This window comes from Pseudomonas sp. GZD-222 (assembly GCF_049310525.1).
Taxonomy (GTDB): Bacteria; Pseudomonadota; Gammaproteobacteria; order Pseudomonadales; family Pseudomonadaceae; genus Aquipseudomonas.
Map to the genome: position 1 here is coordinate 1 of NZ_JBMOWO010000149.1, position 18,722 is coordinate 18,722.

At 61.8% G+C, this 18,722-nt stretch carries 15 protein-coding genes; 2 read left to right on the plus strand and 13 right to left on the minus strand.

The window, feature by feature from the left end; all coding sequences use genetic code 11:
- Positions 1–98: 98 nt before the first annotated feature.
- From ACO6VD_RS26830 to ACO6VD_RS26855, 6 genes are all read right to left on the minus strand, one after another.
- On the minus strand, positions 99–1,499 hold the full coding sequence (locus ACO6VD_RS26830; protein ID WP_422422854.1) for an efflux transporter outer membrane subunit: 1,401 nt from the start codon (positions 1,497–1,499) through the stop codon (positions 99–101).
- The gene (locus ACO6VD_RS26835) at positions 1,496–2,371 is read right to left on the minus strand and encodes an efflux RND transporter periplasmic adaptor subunit (protein WP_400173084.1); all 876 of its coding nucleotides are present in this window, start codon (positions 2,369–2,371) and stop codon (positions 1,496–1,498) included. The genes ACO6VD_RS26830 and ACO6VD_RS26835 overlap by 4 nt, the downstream gene beginning before the upstream one ends.
- A complete protein-coding gene (locus ACO6VD_RS26840) occupies positions 2,368–2,580 on the minus strand; it encodes a DUF1656 domain-containing protein (RefSeq protein WP_028943804.1) in 213 nt (70 codons plus the stop codon). The genes ACO6VD_RS26835 and ACO6VD_RS26840 overlap by 4 nt, the downstream gene beginning before the upstream one ends.
- Complete coding sequence (locus ACO6VD_RS26845) at positions 2,577–4,667, minus strand: FUSC family protein (RefSeq protein WP_422422855.1); 2,091 nt, start codon at positions 4,665–4,667, stop codon at positions 2,577–2,579. Before ACO6VD_RS26845 ends, ACO6VD_RS26840 begins: the two co-directional genes overlap by 4 nt.
- Positions 4,664–5,116 (minus strand): MarR family winged helix-turn-helix transcriptional regulator, encoded by a 453-nt coding sequence (locus ACO6VD_RS26850; protein WP_422422856.1) that lies wholly within the window; start codon positions 5,114–5,116, stop codon positions 4,664–4,666. Before ACO6VD_RS26850 ends, ACO6VD_RS26845 begins: the two co-directional genes overlap by 4 nt.
- Before the next feature lie 94 nt (positions 5,117–5,210).
- On the minus strand, positions 5,211–6,029 hold the full coding sequence (locus tag ACO6VD_RS26855) for a tetratricopeptide repeat protein (protein WP_422422857.1): 819 nt from the start codon (positions 6,027–6,029) through the stop codon (positions 5,211–5,213).
- Positions 6,030–6,235: 206 nt separating this feature from the next.
- Between ACO6VD_RS26855 and ACO6VD_RS26860 the strand changes: the two genes are divergently transcribed.
- Positions 6,236–6,826 (plus strand): WYL domain-containing protein, encoded by a 591-nt coding sequence (locus tag ACO6VD_RS26860; RefSeq protein ID WP_422422858.1) that lies wholly within the window; start codon positions 6,236–6,238, stop codon positions 6,824–6,826.
- Between the two features lie 5 nt (positions 6,827–6,831).
- Here the strand turns inward: ACO6VD_RS26860 and ACO6VD_RS26865 are convergent, their stop codons facing one another.
- From ACO6VD_RS26865 to ACO6VD_RS26895, 7 genes are all read right to left on the minus strand, one after another.
- Entirely contained in the window at positions 6,832–7,698 is an 867-nt protein-coding gene (locus ACO6VD_RS26865; protein WP_422422859.1) for an ABC transporter permease, read from the minus strand.
- A gap of 14 nt (positions 7,699–7,712) precedes the next feature.
- Positions 7,713–8,576, minus strand: a complete 864-nt coding sequence (locus ACO6VD_RS26870) for an ABC transporter ATP-binding protein (RefSeq protein WP_422422860.1) — start codon at positions 8,574–8,576, stop codon at positions 7,713–7,715.
- Positions 8,577–8,581: 5 nt separating this feature from the next.
- Complete coding sequence (locus ACO6VD_RS26875) at positions 8,582–9,601, minus strand: ABC transporter substrate-binding protein (protein WP_422422861.1); 1,020 nt, start codon at positions 9,599–9,601, stop codon at positions 8,582–8,584.
- A gap of 19 nt (positions 9,602–9,620) precedes the next feature.
- On the minus strand, positions 9,621–10,520 hold the full coding sequence (locus tag ACO6VD_RS26880) for a TauD/TfdA dioxygenase family protein (RefSeq protein ID WP_422422862.1): 900 nt from the start codon (positions 10,518–10,520) through the stop codon (positions 9,621–9,623).
- A gap of 246 nt (positions 10,521–10,766) precedes the next feature.
- Complete coding sequence (locus ACO6VD_RS26885) at positions 10,767–12,122, minus strand: HlyD family type I secretion periplasmic adaptor subunit (RefSeq protein WP_422422866.1); 1,356 nt, start codon at positions 12,120–12,122, stop codon at positions 10,767–10,769.
- A gap of 7 nt (positions 12,123–12,129) precedes the next feature.
- Entirely contained in the window at positions 12,130–14,286 is a 2,157-nt protein-coding gene (locus ACO6VD_RS26890) for a type I secretion system permease/ATPase (RefSeq protein ID WP_422422863.1), read from the minus strand.
- Positions 14,287–14,328: 42 nt separating this feature from the next.
- Positions 14,329–15,666, minus strand: coding sequence for a TolC family outer membrane protein (locus tag ACO6VD_RS26895; protein WP_422422864.1), 1,338 nt, complete (start codon positions 15,664–15,666; stop codon positions 14,329–14,331).
- 346 nt (positions 15,667–16,012) lie between these two features.
- Here ACO6VD_RS26895 and ACO6VD_RS26900 point away from each other — a divergent pair.
- Positions 16,013–18,722: retention module-containing protein (locus ACO6VD_RS26900; protein WP_422422865.1), on the plus strand; the 2,710-nt coding region annotated here is incomplete at its 3' end.

Consider the following 18,722-nt stretch of genomic DNA (forward strand, 5'->3'; position numbering starts at 1 on the left):
GTGTTTGGTGGTGTGTGGTTGTTCGTTCTCTCTTCTCGCTTTCGTTCAGCTCCCCCCCCCCCCCCCCCCCCCCCCCCCCCGCTCCCACAGACAGTGGCCTACCAACCACCGCCCAAGGCCAGGAATAGACCGATCTGCCCCATCGCCACCTGGGTATTGGCCATCGCCAGTTGCGCACGCATATCGGTATAGGTACGTGTCGCCTGCAAATCTGCCAGGAACGACTCGCGCCCGGCCTGGAAGAACCGGTGAGTATGATCTGCCGCCTGCTGCGCCGAGCGCTCGGCGTCCGCCAGGGCATCACGCCGTTCCAGCAACGCACTGTACTGCGCCAGACTGGTCTGGGTTTCGCGGATGGCGTTGAGCACCACCCCGTCGAAATGCGCCAGCGCCGCCTGGGTCGAGGCCTCGGCCTCACGGATGCGGGCGCGCGAACCATTGGTCGGCACGGTCCAGGTCAGCGCCGGGCCAAAGCCCCAGCGGTTGGTCGCCGGTTCGCCGAGGTTCTCCAGGATACCGATGGTGCCCACCTGGGCGCCGATACTGATGTCTGGATAGAGCTGACCAGTGGCCACGCCGATGGTTGCAGTGGCCGCGGCCAGGCTGCGTTCAGCCTGACGAATATCAGGACGGCGCTTGAGCAGCGCGGCGCCGTCGCCAACCGGCAGTAGCTGGGCGATATGCGGCAGCTCGGCACAGTCCGCAGTGCCGGCCGGCAACTGTGCCAGCGGCTTGGCCAGCAGCATCGACAGGGTATACAACCCCGCCTCGCGTGCAGCCTGGTAGCGCGGCAGCTCGGCACGCAGCGACTTGAATTGAGTCTGCGAACGGGTGACCTGGGTTTCATCGCCACGTCCGGCGTCGCGCAGGCGCTGCACCAGGGTCACGCTCTGTTCCTGCAGATCCAGCGATTCGCGGGCGATGTGGTACTCCTCGTTGGCCGCACACACCTGGGTGTAAGCACGCACCACCTCGGCCACCACGGTAATCCGTGCCGTGTCGGCAGCGGCCTGGGTTGCATCGGCATTGGCCTGGGCGGCTTCGACACCCCGCTTGAGGGTGCCCCAGAGGTCGAACTGGTAGGACGCACTGATGATCGCTTCACCGATGTTCGCCACCGGCACCTTCTCCGGCAGCAAGAAGGCTTCACCGGACTCCTGCAAACGCTGCGCCCCCAGTTTCACCCCGCCGTTGAATCCGCCCTGAGCCTCTGCCTCTTCGACCTGGGCCCGCGAACGGGCGATATTGGCCGCCGCGACGCGCAGTTCGCTGTTGGCTTCCAGGGCCTGGCTGACCAGGGTATTGAGGCGCTGATCGTGATACAGGTGCCACCAGTTCTGCGGCACCGGTGCAGACACCACGCTCTTGGCATCCTGACGCAACTCACCCTGCAGATCGGCACGCTGGATCGCGCCGTCCTTGGGCAACTGATAATCCGGTCCGACCATCTGGCAGGCCGACAGCAGCAGGCTCAGGCCAAGCAGCGATAGACGTTTCATTGGCCGTTACCGTCGATGATCGACACGGTCGCGGTACGTCCGGCGATCATGCGAAAGTCCGCAGGCACTTCATCAAACGCGATCCGTACCGGAATCCGCTGCGCCAGGCGCACCCAGCTGAAGGCCGGGTTGACATTGGGCAACAGGTTGGCGCCGCTGGTGCGGTCGCGGTCTTCGATGCCCGCCGCAAAGCTTTGCACATGTCCACGCAGGCGAGCGTTGTCGCCCATCACGCGGATATCCACGGCTTGGCCGATCTGGATGCCACCGAGCTTGGTTTCTTCAAAGTAGCCATCGACGTGGTAGGACGCGCTGTCGACCACCGCCAGCACCGGCTTGCCCGCGCTGACAAACTCGTGGGCACGCGGCGCACGGTCGTTCAGGTAGCCATCCACCGGGCTGCGCACCACCGAACGGTCGAGGTTGAGCTGAGCGGCGTCCACCGCTACCTGGGCTTCGGCCAGCGCCGACTGCGCGCGCGCCTCGCGAGACTGGCTTTCTTCAAGCTGTTCTTGCGCCACCAGGTTGCCCAGGCCACGGTTACGCCGCGCTTCACGCTGGGCCTGGGCGACGGTTTCTTTGCGCTCGGCCAGGGTCGCCTGGGCGTGACGCAGGGCCAGTTTGAAACGGTCCTGGTCGATGGTGAAGAGCACGTCGCCGCGCTTGATCACCTGGTTGTCGCGCACTTCGACCTGCTGGATCAGACCGGAAACGTCCGGTGCGATCTGGATCACATCGGCGCGGATGTGCCCGTCCCGGGTCCAGGGCGCGAACATGTAGTACATGACCATCTGCCAGACCAGTACGGTCGCCAGCGTCACTACCAGCAGGGTCAGGACCACACGGCCCAGGGTCAACAATGGTTTTTTCATGGCAGCATCAGGTTTCGGCAAAAGTGATCGACCGTGCCGAGCAGCACGGCGTAGAGCGCAACGTTGAACAACGCCCGGTGCCAGACCAGGCGGTAAAAATGTACACGGGTAAGCACGGCGTGCACCCCCAGGAACAACAGGTAGGTGAGGACCATCATCACCAGCAACGTGGGCAGGAAGACCCCGCTGATATCCAGTTCACCGATCACAAGGGGGCTCCATCGATGCCGTACGGCAGTTGCGGCTGATCATCGGACGGCTCGAGCACCACCTCGACGCCTGGCAGCAGCGCCAGACGCAGGCCGCTCAAGGCGTGCAATAGATGCACCCGGGCTTCGGCACTGTCGGCCAGGTCATTCAGGTTCAAGGCGCGGCGCGCGCGCTCCATGCTCTGCAACAGCACCTCGGGCGCATGCAGGCGGCGGCGGGCATCGAGACAGGCCTGAAAGTGTTCGCCCACCTCCTCCACCACCCGTTCGAGCAACTGCCGAGGGCGGGCGCCGACGCGTGGCATGTAAGCCAGCAAGTCGAGCAGGTTCAGGCCAACGCGCAGGTCGCGCAGCGCGGTACCGGTGTCCTGGCCGGTCTGGGTCAGGCGTGGCAGGTGCTGCATCAGACGGTCGAGCATCTGCACGCCGAGGTGGCGGTGTTCAGCCAGGGTCGCCGGCCGGGTCATGCCGACGATGTCGCGCCAGCTGAAGCGCGTCAGCCGTTTGGCCGCCAGCTCCACCCCGAACGGGCGCATCACCAGGGTCCAGATAAAGGCGAACAACAACCCCACGGGCCCAGCCAGGTTGGAGTTGATGAAGGTCAGGAAGTTGGCGTCGTAAGCACCCTGGATACTGATGAACGAGGCCGTGTTGACGATGGTCAGCAAGGTGCCGAGGTAGAACTGCGGCTGGACCGTCAGGGTGCCGACGCAGATGAACGGCACGGCAAAGGCCAGCACCAGCATCGGGAAGTCGTGCAGATTGGGCAGTACCAGGAACAGGTAAAGGCTGGCAAACACCACCGACACCGCCGTCCAGAAGAAGAACCGATAGATCTGCGGTGCCGGATCGTCCATCGCCGCAAAGAAGCTGCAGGCCACGGCCGCGAGAATCACCGCGCTGCCGCCGTCGTTCCACCCCGAGAGGATCCACAGGGTGGTGGCGGCGATGATTGCGGTAACGGTGGAAAACACCGAGTACAGCATCAGCCCGCGATCAAAAAACGGCGTCAGGCGACCCAGGCGCCAGTGCCGATAAACGGCACGCCAGGGCGACAGGTCTTCGTTGCGAATGGCGTGCTGCAGACTGCAGCAGTCTTGCCACAGGTCGACCCACTCCGCCAGACGGTAGAGGGCGTTGGATAACAGCAATGCAGGGCGCTCATCGAGGGCCGCGGCGCTGGGTTGCATGTGTTCAAGTTGAGCCTTGAGCGCCGACCAGCGGCTCGGCGAGGCGTCGTTGGCGGTGCTCTGCAACCATTCACGGGCCTGCTCCAGCAACGGCTGCAACTGCCTGGCCTGTGCCGGCGCGCGGGCCTCCAGGGCCAGCAAGGCATCGTCCAGCGCGTCGACCACGGGCAACAGATGGATCATCCGGCCGCGCAGTTCGCGGGCATTTTTCACCGTCTGCGGGCGTGCGCCTTCATGGGACAGTTGGCCAATCATCAACTCCAAGGAGTTGAAGGTGGCAACCATCGAGGCACGCGAGGTACCCACGGTTTCGGCCGATGCGCTGCGGGCCAGAAAAGTGTCACTGTAGCGAATGGCCTCGTTGAACCAATTGCCGGTGGCGCCAACCAGTACCGGAGTCAGGCGCCGCGGCCAGAAGATCGCCCCGACCACCGCCGCACAGACGATACCCAGGCAGATTTCCTGGGCCCGGGACGAGGCAATATCGAACACCCGCAACGGGTCATCGACGACCGGCAGGGCAATCATTGGCAAGGTGTAACCCGCCAGCATCAGGGCATAGCTGTTGGCGGTGCGCAGGTGCAGCGACAAAAACAGCAAGGTGCCGGTCCACAGGGCAATGGCCACGGTCAGCAACACCGGCGTCTGCACCAGCAGCGGCACCATGAACACTGCGCCAGCCGCGCCCAGCAAGGTGCCCATGGCGCGGTACAGCGCCTTGGAACTGGTCGGGCCGACAAAGGGGCTGGAGACGATGTAGACCGTGGCCATGGCCCAGTAAGGCCGCGGCAGCTGCATGAGCAAGGCGATGTACAGGGCGATCATCGATGCCGAGAACGTACGCACGCCGTAGAACCAGTCGCGAGCGGGCGGCATGGAACTGAAAAAGCCCTTCACGAAGGTACTCCCGGGGTGCGTTGCGCGGCCTGTTCGAAAGCACGCAGCACGCGCAGGGTGGCGAGCAGATCGGCCTCGTCGATGCCTTGCAACACCTCTCGGCGCAGGCGTACCAGCTCGCCTTCAATGGTTTCGGCGAGCACACGGCCACTTTTGGTCAGACTCAAGGCTTTGGCACGGCGATCCACAGGGTCTTCGCTGCGGCAGACAAACCCGGCGCTGCACAGTTGATCGAGCAGGCGTACCAGCGAGGGGCTTTCAAGACCGGCGGCCTGAGCCACCGCCACCTGATGCACACCATCGCCAAGGCGTACGATCATCAGCAACGGCATCGCGCAGGCCTCGGAAATACCGTAGCCGGCCAGAGTCGCCTGGCAGATCCGCCGCCAGTGCCGACCGGCCACCACCATACCGCTGCTGATGTTCAGTTGCAGTGCATCGAGAGTCATGAAGGGAGGGTCATCGCCATATTCATAGTTTGCTAACTATCTATATTCTGCGATCCGCGCCCCCAACGTCAAGCGCGACTGACGGACGCCACCCTCAGGGCTGCAGTTGGTCTTCCAGCTTCATGGTCAGGGCCAGCGAGCTGCCCATGGCGATCGCCTGGTCGCGCCAGAACAGGTAGCGCAAGGCGTTGTGGGACACGCTGAAGTGCACCGCCAACTCTTCAGCGGCCTGCATCACCCCGGCCACCGCCGCCAGCTCCAGCCAGTACACCCCGGCCTTCGGATCGGCGGCGACGCTCTGGCCGTGCAGCAACCGGTAGCCCACTTCGAATCGGCAGCGTGCTTCGCCGCGCTGGGCGCCACGCAGGAACCAGCGGTAGGCCATGTGCAGGTCGACTGTCCACTTCTGTGCATCACTGTCGCAGATTTCTTCCTCGTAGAGGTCACCCAAAGCCGCAGCCGCCTGCTCCAGGCCACACTCGAAGGCATGCTGGTAATACTCCGCCGCGCTGGCATAAGCGACCTCCACACCCTTGCCGAAGTAGTACTGCTGGCCCAGGTTGAACCAGGCGGCCGCGCTGCCCTGTAACGCGGCCATGCGCAGCAGGTGCCCGGCCAGCGGCGGGTCGGCGCGCCAGTATTTGCCGTTGAGCCAGATCCAGCCCAGGTCATTGAGTGCTGCCACATTACCGTTCAGGGCCTGAGCGCGCAGATCGCTGTACAGCGCTTGCAGGTCAGTGGCCTCTTCCAGGCGGCTGATGAGGATGAAGCTTTCCCCCAACGCCGCCCGCTGGCTGGGCATACCCACCCCGGCGTACAACCGCTCCAGCTGGTTGGAACGGCCAGGCAGCGCCATGATGCGCTCGGGAAGCAGACGCTCGAGCAGTGGGTAAATGTTGCTGGCAGCTGACATGTTCATCCTCATTGAACAACCCTCCGAACCGAAGGCGGGTGTAATGAGGCGTGATTCTGCGCAACGCCACGACAAAACCTGTCGCGAACGATTCGGTTGAGGCAAATCAACTGCTTCATCCTTGATTTGATAGATAAATGGCCAATTGCCATATCATTACGCTAGGGCCATGCTACAACCGCAAGCCTAGACAAGGACGCCACACTTTGCCCTCCGCTACGACCCGCGCCACGCTCAGCCGTCAATGGGAGTTGCTGCGCCAACTGCCCAGCCGCTCACCCGGCACCACCAGCGCCGAGCTGGTAGCCCGCCTGAAAGACGCCGGCTTTACCATCAGCAAACGCACCATCGAGCGCGATTTGAACGAGCTGTCGCTGATTTTCCCGTTGGAACGCAACGACAAGAGCATTCCTTATGGCTGGTACTGGGCCGCCAATGCGGGTTTCCAGCAGTTGCGCGTGCTCAATAACGCCACCGAAGGCCTGCGCGACTTTGATTTGCAGGCCTATCTGCGCAGCGATACCCAGCAGTTTGACGATACCGACAAGATCGAATTGCAGGCCTGGGTCAGCGAAAACCTCGCGCGTTTGCTGCGTGAGACTCCGGTGGCGGCAGACATGCGACTGATGCAGCTGGAGCACGGGCACTGCTTGCGTGCGACGGTGAGCAACAGCTGGCAGTTGCGCTGGTGGCTACTGAGCCAAGGTGACAGCCTGATCGTCGAACAGCCGCTGAATCTGCGCCAACAGATTGCGACAACCCTGAGCAACGCCGCAGCGCAGTACCAGACCGCCTGATCCCTTCAGCGCTGCATGCCCCAGCGGCGCACGGTGATGCGCTCCAGGTTGTTGAACACCAGGCTTTCCACCAGCAGGCCGATCAGAATCACCACGGCGAGCCCGGCGAAGACCTTGTCGGTGTACAGCTCGTTGCGATTCTGGAAGATGTACCAACCCAGCCCGCCTTTGCCACTGGTGGCGCCGAACACCAGTTCGGCAGCAATCAGGGTGCGCCAGGCAAAGGCCCAGCCGATCTTCAGACCCGAAAGAATCGACGGCAGCGCGGCCGGAATCAGGATATGCAGCACCAGGCGCAGGCCGCGCAGACCGTAGTTGCGCCCGGCCATACGCAAGGTCTCGGACACGCCGAGAAATCCCGCGTAGGTGTTCAGGGCCAGGGCCCAAAGTACCGAGTGCACCAGGACAAAAATCAGGCTGTTGTCACCCAGGCCGAACCACAGCAACGCCAGCGGCAGCAGGGCAATGGCCGGCAACGGGTTGAACATCGAGGTCAAGGTGCTGAGCAGGTCACGGCCGAACTGGGTCGAGACCGCCAGGGTGGTCAGAGCGAACGCAAGGACGATGCCCAGCAGATAACCCTTGAGCAGCACCACCAGGGAAACGCCGACCTTGGCCGGCAATTCGCCGGTGATCAGGCCGTCGTACAGGGCCGCCGCAGTCTGCAGGAAGCTGGGCAGCAGCAGGTCGTTGGCCTGGTAGCGCGCGATAGCTTCCCAGGCCACAGCCAGCAGCACCAGGATCAACCCCTTGCGCAGCCAGGCTTGTTGCCACAGGCGTTGGCCCAGAGGCAGCTCTCGCTCGACCGGCACGCTGAGCAGCGGTTCGAGAACAATCTCATATTCCTGACGCGGCGTAACAGATGAGGTCATGGCAATTCTCCCGGTCAGTAGGCAATACGGATGTCGGCAAAATCCACTGCCGGGTGGTGGTCGGCATGCGCGTCATCGTTGAACAGCAAGCGATGGATGCGTCGCGCCGAGGCCTGGAAGTCACTGGCACCAAGGCTCTGCAGGTCGTACTGATGGCTGTGGATCTCGGCCCGCACTCGTCCCGGATGGGGCGACAGCAAGAGGATGCGGTTACCCACCACCAGCGCTTCTTCGATGGAGTGGGTGACGAACAGCAAGGTGAAACGCACCTCCTCCCACAACAGCAGCAATTCTTCCTGCATCTTGCGTCGGGTCAGCGCGTCGAGCGCCGCGAAGGGCTCGTCCATCAACAGGATTTTCGGCTGCATGGCCAGCGCCCGGGCAATCGCAACCCGGGCTTTCATGCCGCCGGACAAGGTGTGTGGGTAGGCATCGGCAAAGCCGCCCAGGCCGACTTTTTCCAGGTAGTGCAACGCACGCGCTTCGGCGTCCTTGCGCTTGAGCGTGCCCGAGGCCAGCAACGGGAACATCACGTTCTGTTTCACGGTTTTCCACGGCGGCAGCTGGTCGAATTCCTGGAACACCACGATGCGGTCCGGCCCCGGACCATGCACCGCCTGGCCCTGCAGGCGGATCTGCCCTTCCCGTGGCTCGATAAAACCAGCCACCGCCTTGAGCAAGGTCGACTTGCCACAACCGGACGGGCCGAGCAGGACAAAGCGATCCGCCTTGTCCACTTCGAAACTGACCTGGTGAGTGGCCCGCACCACGCGCTGCGCCGTGCGGTATTCCAGGCTGACGTTATCCACCTGCAGCAGCGGCGGCGTGGCGACGCTGCTCAACTTGCTGACCGTGTGGCCTGGCAATGGGGTGTTCATGCGTTTCAGCTCCCTTGCAGCGGTTTCTCGTCCTGGAAGAAGTAGTCTTTCCAGGATTCGGGTTTGTGCTTGATCGCGCCCACGCGGTAGAGGAACTCAGCCAGCGGGTAGGTGTTTTTCGGTGTGACGCTGAACTCGTACTGCGGGTTGTCGATGATCTTGAGCAGCGCGTCGCGGTCGATCTTGGCCTTGGTCACACGAATGTAGGTGTCGGCTGCCGCGGCCTTGTCGTTCTGGGCAAAGTCCGCCGCTTCGGCCAGGGCCTCGACGAAGGCCTTGTAGGTCTTCGGGTTGTCCTTGCGGAATTTCTCGGTGGCGAACAGCACGGTCGGCGAGTTCGGCCCGAGCAGATCGTAGGTGTTGAGCACCACGTGCACGTCCTTGTTGGCCAGCACCTGGTCCTGGAACGGTGGGTTGGAGAAGTGCGCGTTCAGCTCGGTGCCACCGGCCAGCAAGGCGGCGGTAGCGTCAGGGTGGGGAACCGCCAGGGTGTACTTGTCGAGACGGTTGTACTCCTTGTCGCCCCACTGCTTGGCGGCGGCATACTGGAGGAAGCGCGATTGCACCGAAACACCCACGGCCGGCAGCGCAATGCGGTCCTTCTCGCTGAAGTCGGCGATGGTCTTGACCTTGGGATTGTTGCTGACCAGGTAGTAAGGGAAGTTGCCCAGCGACGCCACGGCCTTGACGTTCTGCCGGCCCTGGGTGCGGTCCCAGATGGTCAGCAAGGGGCCGACACCAGCACCGGCGATATCAATCGAACCGGACAGCAGAGCATCGTTGATTGCCGCGCCACCGGACAATTGTGTCCAGTCGACCTTGATGTCGATGCCCTGCTCCTTGCCGTGTTTTTCGATCAGGTTCTGGTCGCGCACCACATTGAGCAACAGGTAGACGATGCCGAACTGTTCGGCGATGCGGATTTCGCCTTCGGCCCGGGCGGTGGCCGGGGCTACCAGACTGCCGGCGAGCAGACTGGCACCGAGCGTGATACTGGCCGCCAGGCGGCTGATTGACTTGCGCATGCTGTACTCCTCAAATCGGTCAGAACGGGGCATCGCCCTGGATGGTGGTGCGGTACAGCTTGCGGCGCAGGTGCGCCGGGCAACCGGCAGCCAGGTGGATCAGCGAACGGTTGTCCCAGAACACCAGGTCACGGGGCTGCCACTGGTGGCGGTAGATGTTCTGCTCCAGCACGCTATGGGCATGGAGCTCGGCGAGGATCTGCCGGCTTTCGTCTTCAGGCAGGCCAACGATGCGGGTGGTAAAGCCTTCACTGACGAACAGGGCCTTGCGGCCGTTCTCCGGGTGCGTGCGCACTATCGGGTGAATCACTTCCTGCACCTGGGCCAGTTGCTCGGCAGTCAGCGTCGGACGCCAGTTGCCTTCGAATTTGGTTTCGCTGTAGCGCGCGGTGTAAGAGTGAGCCGCGCTACGGTCTTGCACGGCATTGCGCAGGGCTTCAGGTAGTCCGTCCCAGGCCTTGTGCATGTCGGCGAACAGGGTGTCGCCGCCTTCGCTCGGCAGCTCCTGGGCATGCAGCATCGAACCCAGGCTCGGCAGTTCCTTGTACGACAGATCCGAATGCCAGAACTTGCCGGCATCGCCCAGGCCAATGTTCTGGCCGTTCTCGACAATGTTGGAGACGATCAGGATTTCCGGGTGGCCGGCCAGCAGAAACTGTTTGAGCACATGGATCTGCAGCACGCCGAAACGGCGGCTGAAGGCTATCTGTTGTTCGGGGGTAATGTGCTGGTCGCGAAAGACCAGGACATGATGGTCGAGGTGGGCGCGGTGAATCTGGGCGAAGTCCTCGGCATTAACTGCACGGGACAGGTCCAGACCGATGATTTCAGCACCGACGGCACCGGAGAAAGGACGAATTTCGAAGCGTTGTTGTTGTGCGCTGTCGACAGACGACAAGGCGCTGGAGGCCGCTGACATGATTCACTCCCACGCAGAGCGCGCCCAAAGGTGCGCGCATCGATCAGAAACTCACGGGGTTCCGTGTTGGTTCGGTCGTGCGGCGCGCCGATTGGTCGGCAGGTACGCAGGGAAGTGACTATAAAGTCATAAGAGATATAATTTAAATATCTTTATTGAATAAGCATATGGTGAGCTTAAGGGCCTCATCGAGGGGCAAGCCCGCTCCCACCAACCCAAGGGGGGGGGGATTTCCCCCCGATGCCTTCAAAGCTCGCGCAAGGCCTCGGCACGGGCGCGAATGATCGGTTTGAGCAGATAGCTCAACACGCTTTTCTTGCCAGTGATGATATCCACAGAAGCGACCATGCCCGGGATGATCAGCAACGGCTTGTCGTCGCTACCCAAGTGGCTGCGGTCAGTGCGCAGCTTGATCACATAGAAGGTATTTTTATCTTCATCGGTGATGGTGTCGGCACCGATCTGTTCCAGCTTGGCTTTCAGGCCGCCATAGATGGTGAAGTCATAAGCAGTGAACTTGACCATGGCTTCCTGGCCCGGGTGCAGGAAGGCAATGTCCTGCGGGCGGATACGCGCCTCAACCAGCAGGGTGTCATCCAACGGTACGATTTCGACCAGGTCACTGCCCGGCTGGATCACACCGCCAACGGTATTGACCAGCAGTTGCTTGACGATACCGCGCACCGGTGAGGTCACCAGAGTCCGGTTGACCCGGTCGTCCAGGGCCTTGCCGGTGGCCTGAGCCTTGCTCAGGTCGGTACGCGCCTCGTTGAGCTGGGTGAGGGCATCGCTGCGGAACTTGCCGCGGGTCTCATCGATCTTGCGCTCGACCTCCTTGATCGCCGACTCGGCGCGCGGAATAGCCAACGAGGTGGCATCGAGCTGGCCGCGGTTCTCCACTTCAGCACGCTTGAGGCGCAGCACTTCAACCTGGGAGATTGCGCCCTGGGCGACCAGAGGCTCGGACATGCTGATTTCCTGGCGCAGCAGCTGCAGGCTGTTGCGGTACTGGCCCTGCTTGGAGCTGAACTCGCGCAGCTCCTGCTGGCGCTGCACCAACTGCTCCTGCAGGCCACCGATTTCGCTCTGCAACTGCTGACGGCGGCTCTGATACAGCGACTCTTCGTTGGCCGCCTGGCTGGGCGCAGCCTTGCGAATCTCTTCGTCGATTTTCAGCGGCCGGTCTTCGACTTCAGCGCTCAAGCGCTCCACACGCAGAGCCATGGCCAGGCGATCGGCTTCGGTTTCGCCAACGTTGGAAACAAAGCGGGTATCGTCCAGACGCAGCAATGGCGCGCCAACTTCGACGATCTGGCCTTCTTTGGCATAGATCTGCGCAACGATCCCGCCTTCCAGGTTCTGGATTTTCTGCAGCTTGGACGATGGAATTGCCTTGCCTTCACCGCGGGTGACTTCGTCGATGATCGCGAAGTTGGCCCACAATCCGAGGAACAGGAAAAAGGCGATCACGCCCCAGATAGTCAAACGCACAATGCGCGGCGCGTCTTCGATCAGGGCCTTGTTGACCTCGGGCAGCGGCTGGCCGCTGAGCGACTCCGAACCTTTGAAGTATTTGCGCAGGCTGTCCTTGAACTGGCCCATATCGATCTTATGCAACACTGATCTGCCCCTTCTTCAGCGCATCCATGACGGCGGCTTTCGGGCCATCCGCAACAATCTGTCCCCGATCAACGACGATCAAGCGATCGACCAGTGACAACAACGATGCCCGGTGGGTGACCAGGACTACAGTCTTGCTTTCGATCACAGCTTGCAGACGTTGCTTGAGACGCTCCTCACCGGTGTTGTCCATGGCGCTGGTGGGCTCGTCGAGCAGCAGGATCTGTGGATTGAGCAGCAGCGCCCGACTCAGGGCAACGTTCTGGCGCTGACCGCCAGAAAGATTCTGGCCGCGCTCACCGACCTGCAATTCATAGCCTTGTGGATGCAGGCGGGCAAACTCATGGACGCCAGACAGCTCGGCCGCCTGCAGAACCAGTTCGTCCTCGACGTAACGCGCGCCGCTGACCAGGTTGTCGCGCAGGGTCCCGGCCATCAACTGGATGTCCTGAGGCACATAACCGATGTTGTGGCGCAGTTCACTGACGTCGATCTGGCGGATGTCCACGCCGTCGATCAACAACGAGCCTTTGTCCGCCTCATACAGACCGACAATCAACTTGGCCAACGAGCTCTTGCCCGAGCCGCTGCGGCCGATGATGCCGATTTTTTCCCCAGGACGGATGGTCAGGTTGACGCCTTTGAGCGCCTGGTTCTGCTGGTTCGGGTAAGTGAAGTCAATGCCACGGAACTCAATCGCGCCCTGCAGCACCTGGCGGCTCAACGGACGCTCTTCGAAGTTGCGCTCTTGCGGCAATTCCATCATCTGATCGGTCGAGACCATGGTGACCTTGGCCTGCTGGTAGCGGGTCAGCAAACCGGACAGCTGCCCCATCGGGCCAAGCGCACGGCCACTGAGCATGTAGCAGGCGATCAGGCCACCCATGCTGAGGTTGCCGGCAATGATCTGGTAGACACCGGCACAAATCAGCGCAACGCCTGCCAACTGCTGGATCAGCAGGGTGATGTTCATCGCCAGGCCCGACAGCACCTTGACCCGCAGCTCCAGGCGGCTGAGGGTGCCGATGGTCTGCTCCCACATGTACTGGCGTTCGCTCTCGGCGTTGTTGACCTTGACCGCATCGAGCGCGGCCAGGGTCTCGATCAGGCTCGACTGGCGCTCGGAGGCCAGGGCCATGGTCTGTTCCAGCGTTGCCATCAGCGGCTTCTGCAAGGCATAGCCGATGCCCAGGGCCAGCGGGAAGGCAATGATCGGGATCCATACCAGGTGCCCGCCGATGATGGCGATCACCAGCAGGATCAACAGTGTGAAAGGCAAGTCGATAAGGCTGGTGAGGGTCAGCGACGCGAGGAAGTCGCGCAGCCCCTGGAATTCGTGAATGTTCTGGGCAAAGCTGCCGACCCGCGCCGGGCGGTACTTCATCGCCATGCCGACGATGCGCTCGAACAGGGTGGCCGAGATGATCAGGTCGGTCTTTTTCCCGGCAAGGTCAAGGCACAGGCTGCGCAGGCCCTTGAGGATCAGATCGAATATATAGGCACCGGCAATACCGATTGCCAGCACCCACAACGTCGAGGTCGCCTGGTTGGGTACCACGCGGTCGTAGACGTTCATGACGAACAGCGGCGCAGCCAGGGCGATCAGGTTGATCACCAGGCTGGCGGCGATGGCATCGATGTACAGCCAGCGGCTGCGTTTGAGCGTGTCGCGGAACCAGGAGCGGGCCCGGGGAATCAGGTTGCCGTGGTTGACGTCGAACTTGTGCTGCGGCTGGGCGAAGAACACCCGCCCGCTGTAGTCAGCCTGCAGTGCTTCGCGGCTGACATGCACCTCGCCGCCGTCGCTCTCGCTGAGCAACAGGCGCGCGGTGTCGTCATTCTCCCAACCGAGCAACACCGTGCTGCGACCATCCTTGAGCAGCAGCATGGCCGGCATGGCGATGTTCGGGATCTGCTCCAGCTTGCGTTGCAGCAAACGCCCCTGCAAACCGGCACGGGCCGCCGCACGCGGCAACAGCTCCGGGCTCAGGCGCTGGGCCGGCAACGGCAGGCCGGTGGTCAACATCGCCCGGCTGGCGGGTTTCTGGTGCAGTACACAGAGTGAAAGCAGGCTGTCCAGCAACGGATCGTCGTGCTGGCTGCGTGGATCATGGCTGAGTTGGACTCGACTGACTTCTGATTCCACGCGGCTTCTCTTGATAATTACGGTTGGAGTTTAACGTGAGCCTCAGTTCATGCCTGGCAGGCTCACTTTTGGTTTCATATCGTTTTGCACAACGGTGGCCATTGGCGCGACAACGCCCTGGCTCTTGAGCAGTTGACCAATGGTCGCCTTGATTCGATATTGAGTAAACACTTGGATGAACTTCACTTCCGTCAGGCGGCGCTGGGCAGTGAAAAGTTCGTTCTCGCTATCGAGCAAGTCAAGCAGGGTCCGCTCGCCCAGGCTGAATTGCTGCTGGTAGGCAGAGCGCACGCTGTTGCTGCGATCGACGTATTGCTGGGCAATAGGCAATTGCGCGTTGGCGTTATCCATAGCATTCCATGCCAAACCTAATTCCTCATTGAGCTGGCGCAACGCATTGTTGCGAATATCCAGCGCCTGGTTGGTCAAGTACGACTTGGATTCCAGGTCGGCCTTGTTGCTACCACCAGCGTACAGGTTGAAGCTCATGCGAAGCATAGCCTGCCATTCGTTGTTGTGGCCGTTCATTCCATCGATATCGTTATCGGCGGTACGGCCGAGCTCTGCATCGAAACGTGGATAGAACGACGACTTCGCCGCCTGGTACTGCTGTTCTGCCGCGGCAATATCGGACTCTGCCGAGCGCAGGATCGGGCTGCTTTCGATCATTTGTTGACGCGCTTCATCGAGGTTGGCCGGCAACAAATCGATAAACGGTGCCGGTGCGCTCAACTCATCGGGCAACTGCCCAATCACGCTCAGGTAGTTGGTCTTGGCGTCGGCCAGGTTGGTTTGCTCGGTGATCAGGTTGTTCTGGGCCTGGGCCAGACGCGCGTCGGCCTGGTCAAGGTCGGCCAGACGGCCTACACCGCGGGCCGTACGCAACTTGATCTGATCGAAGATACGTTCGTGGCTGCGCAGGTTGTCTTCTGCCAGACGCACCATCTCGCGACGGGTCAGGACATCCAGGTACACCTGGGCTACGGTCAATGCCGTGCGCTCCGAGGAGCCCAGCAAGGAATAGGCACGGGAGTTAACGGTGGCTTGTTGACGCCCTACTTCACTGGAGGTGGCAAAACCGTCAAAAACCATTTGCCGCAGACGCACGCTGGATTCGCCACGATTCAGGGTTTCCCAGCGGTTACCGGTACTCGGGCTGTCGGTACCTTCACGACCGTAGCCAGCCAGCACATCGACCCGCGGCAAATAGCCGCCCTTGGCAGCACGCAACTGATAGTCGGCGGCAATGCGGCTATTAACCCCGGCTTGAATTTCAGGGTGTACCTCAAGGGCTTTCTGCATGGCCTCTGGCAGGGATTGTGCTTGAACGAAGCTGGCGGCGAGGGCGAATGGAAGAGCAGTGAACAGTGACGCGCGCATTTAACTTTTTTCCCAGGGACCTCTTGTCCCAAATCACAGCAAAAAACGTTGCTGCATTCGAAAATGGCAACCGAGTAGACCTTATGTCGGAAACTTCCAGAGAGGTACTCGAACGTACGTAGGAAGAGTGGCAGCCGCTCAAATATCAATGTGACATTACGAAGCTGATTGTTTAGGATGGCGAGAGGAAGGTCAATAGTTTGGCATAAACTTAATAGCCAATAATTATATGACACATAATTGACGCTTTTACGCGTCAAAACATCTATTTGTAACATTCCATCGGAAGCGGCAATCAGCGCCAGCTGGCATGGAAGCCAATTGAACGGGTAGTTCGGAGAATCCAATGAGCAATGTTGTCGCAATCGTCAAAAGCATTGTTGGCCAAGTCATCGCGGTATCTCCGGAAGGGGCCCGTCGCGTACTCATTGAGGGTGATCGCCTGTTCGTTGGTGAGCAGGTACTGACCGGCCTTGCAGGCGCCGTCACCCTGGAACTGGCCGATGGCCGCACGCTGGACCTGGGCCGCGATACGCAATGGAGTGCCGACGCCCCAGACAGCAGCACCGACCTGGCCGCTGCCACCGCGCAAGCCGCGCCGTCGGTCGAAGAGCTGCAACAGGCCATTGCTGCCGGTCTTGACCCGACTACCGAACTCGAAGCTACCGCTGCCGGCGCGAGTGCGGCTGGCTCCGGTGCCGCCGGTGGCGGTCACAGCTTCGTCATGCTCGATGCCACCGCAGGTTCGGTGGATCCGACCATTGGCTTCCCAACCGGCCCCATCGGCTTTGCCATCGACAACAATCGCCTCGACCTGGGCGGCCTGGACGATGCCAACAACCCGGGCACCACGACACCTACCCGTGAGTCCGGCCTGACGCTGACCGCCACGCCGTCGATCACCGAAGCTGGTGGCGTGATCATTTATACCGCCACGTTGGGCCAGCCACCGCTGACCGACCTGACCGTAACGCTTTCCAATGGCCAGGTCATCGTTATCAGCGCCGGCCAGACCACCGGCAGCGTCAGCGTGACCATCCCGCCGAACGACACCGTTTACCTGGATGGCAGCGAGATCTCCGCGACCATTACCGGTACCACCGGTGGCGCCGGGCTGATCATCACGCCGGATACCACCCCGGCGGTCACCCAGATCACCGACACCGTCGACACCACCACGGTCACCCTGACCGCGAACCCGAGTGTCACCGAAGGTGGCGTGATCACCTACACCGCCACCCTGACCAACCCGGCCCAGACGCCGGTGACCGTCACCCTGTCCAATGGCACCACCATCACCATCGGCGCGGGCCAGAGCACCGGCACCGTCGATGTACAGACGCCACCGAACGACGTCTACAACAACGGCAGCAGTGTCAGCACCACCATCACCGGTGCCACCGGCGGCAACTTTGAAAACCTGGTGCCGAACCCGAACCCGGCCGTCACCACCATCACCGACTCGATCGACAACACCGGCCTGAGCCTGACCGCCACCGGTACCGTCGCCGAAGGCGGCCAGATCACCTATACCGCAACCCTGACCAACCCGGCCGGCACCCCGGTGACCGTGACCCTGAGCAATGGCGCGGTGATCACCATTGCTGCAGGCCAGACCGAAGGCAGCGTCAGCGTGGCGGCGCCTGGCGACGACGTGTACATCGATGCCGGCAGTGTTGGCGTGAGCATCGACAAGGTCGATGGCGGCAACTTTGAAAACCTGGTGGTCAGCGAAGTACCGGCGGTAACTGAGGTGACCGACACCCTCGACACCTCGACCGTTACCCTCACCGCGACTCCGAGCGTTACTGAAGGCGGCGTGGTGACCTACACCGCTTCGGTGACCGCACCGGTTACCGGTTCGGCCCTGGTCATCACCCTGGCCAATGGTCAGCAGATCACGATTCCTGTCGGTCAAAGCACAGGTTCGGTCGAGTTCGTTGCACCCGACAACGTCCACACGACCAACCCGGACCTGACCAACAGCATCACCGGCACCACAGGCGGCAACTACGAGAAGCTGGAAACCACCGGCAACCCGCTGACCACTGTGACCGATGGCCCGGATAGCACTGCATCTACCGGCCTGTCCCTGAGTGCTACCGGCAGCGTCGACGAAGGTGGCCAGATCACCTACACCGCGACCCTGAGCAATCCGGCCGGCACGGCGATGACCGTTACCTTGAGCAACGGCGCGGTGATCAACATCGCCGCCGGTGCGACCACTGGCAGCGTGACCGTTGATGCGCCAAGCGACGACGTTTATGTGGACGCCGGTAAAGTTGAAGTCACTATCGAAGGCACCGACGGCGGTGACTTCGAGAAGCTGGCGGTGGATAACACTCCAGCCGTTACCGATGTAGCTGACACCGTCGATACGTCGACCGTGAAGTTGACTGCCGATGTCACCACCGTCGGTGAAGGCGGTGTAATCACCTACACCGTGACCGTCAGCTCGCCGGTCACCGGCGCGCCACTGGTAGTCAAACTGGCCAACGGTCAAACCATCACCATCCCGGTAGACGGCACTTCCGGTACCGCGCAGTTCACCGCGCCAAACAACGTACACACCAGCAACCTCGACCTGACCAACAGCATCGAGTCGGTCACCGGTGGCAACTTCGAGAAGGTCGAAACCTCCGGCGAAACCAGCATCACCGTCACCGACGTACCGGGCGCGGAAGACAGCACCAGCGTCTCGCTGAGTGCCAGCAAGTCGGTTGAGGAAGGCGGCCAGATCACTTACACCGCCACCTTGACCAACAAGGCCGGTACCGACATGACCATCACCCTCGACAACGGGGCGGTCATCCAGATCAAGGCAGGCGATACTGAGGGCAGCGTGCTCTTCGACGCGCCGAAGGACGACGTCTATGTCGATGCCGGCAAAGTAGAAGCCGTGATCGAAAGCACCACCGGTGGTGACTTTGAAAAACTCGACATCGACCCATCTGCGGCGGTAACCGAAGTCACTGACACTGTCGATACGTCGACCGTGAAGTTGACTGCCGATGTCACCACCGTCGGTGAAGGTGGCGTAATCACTTACACCGTGA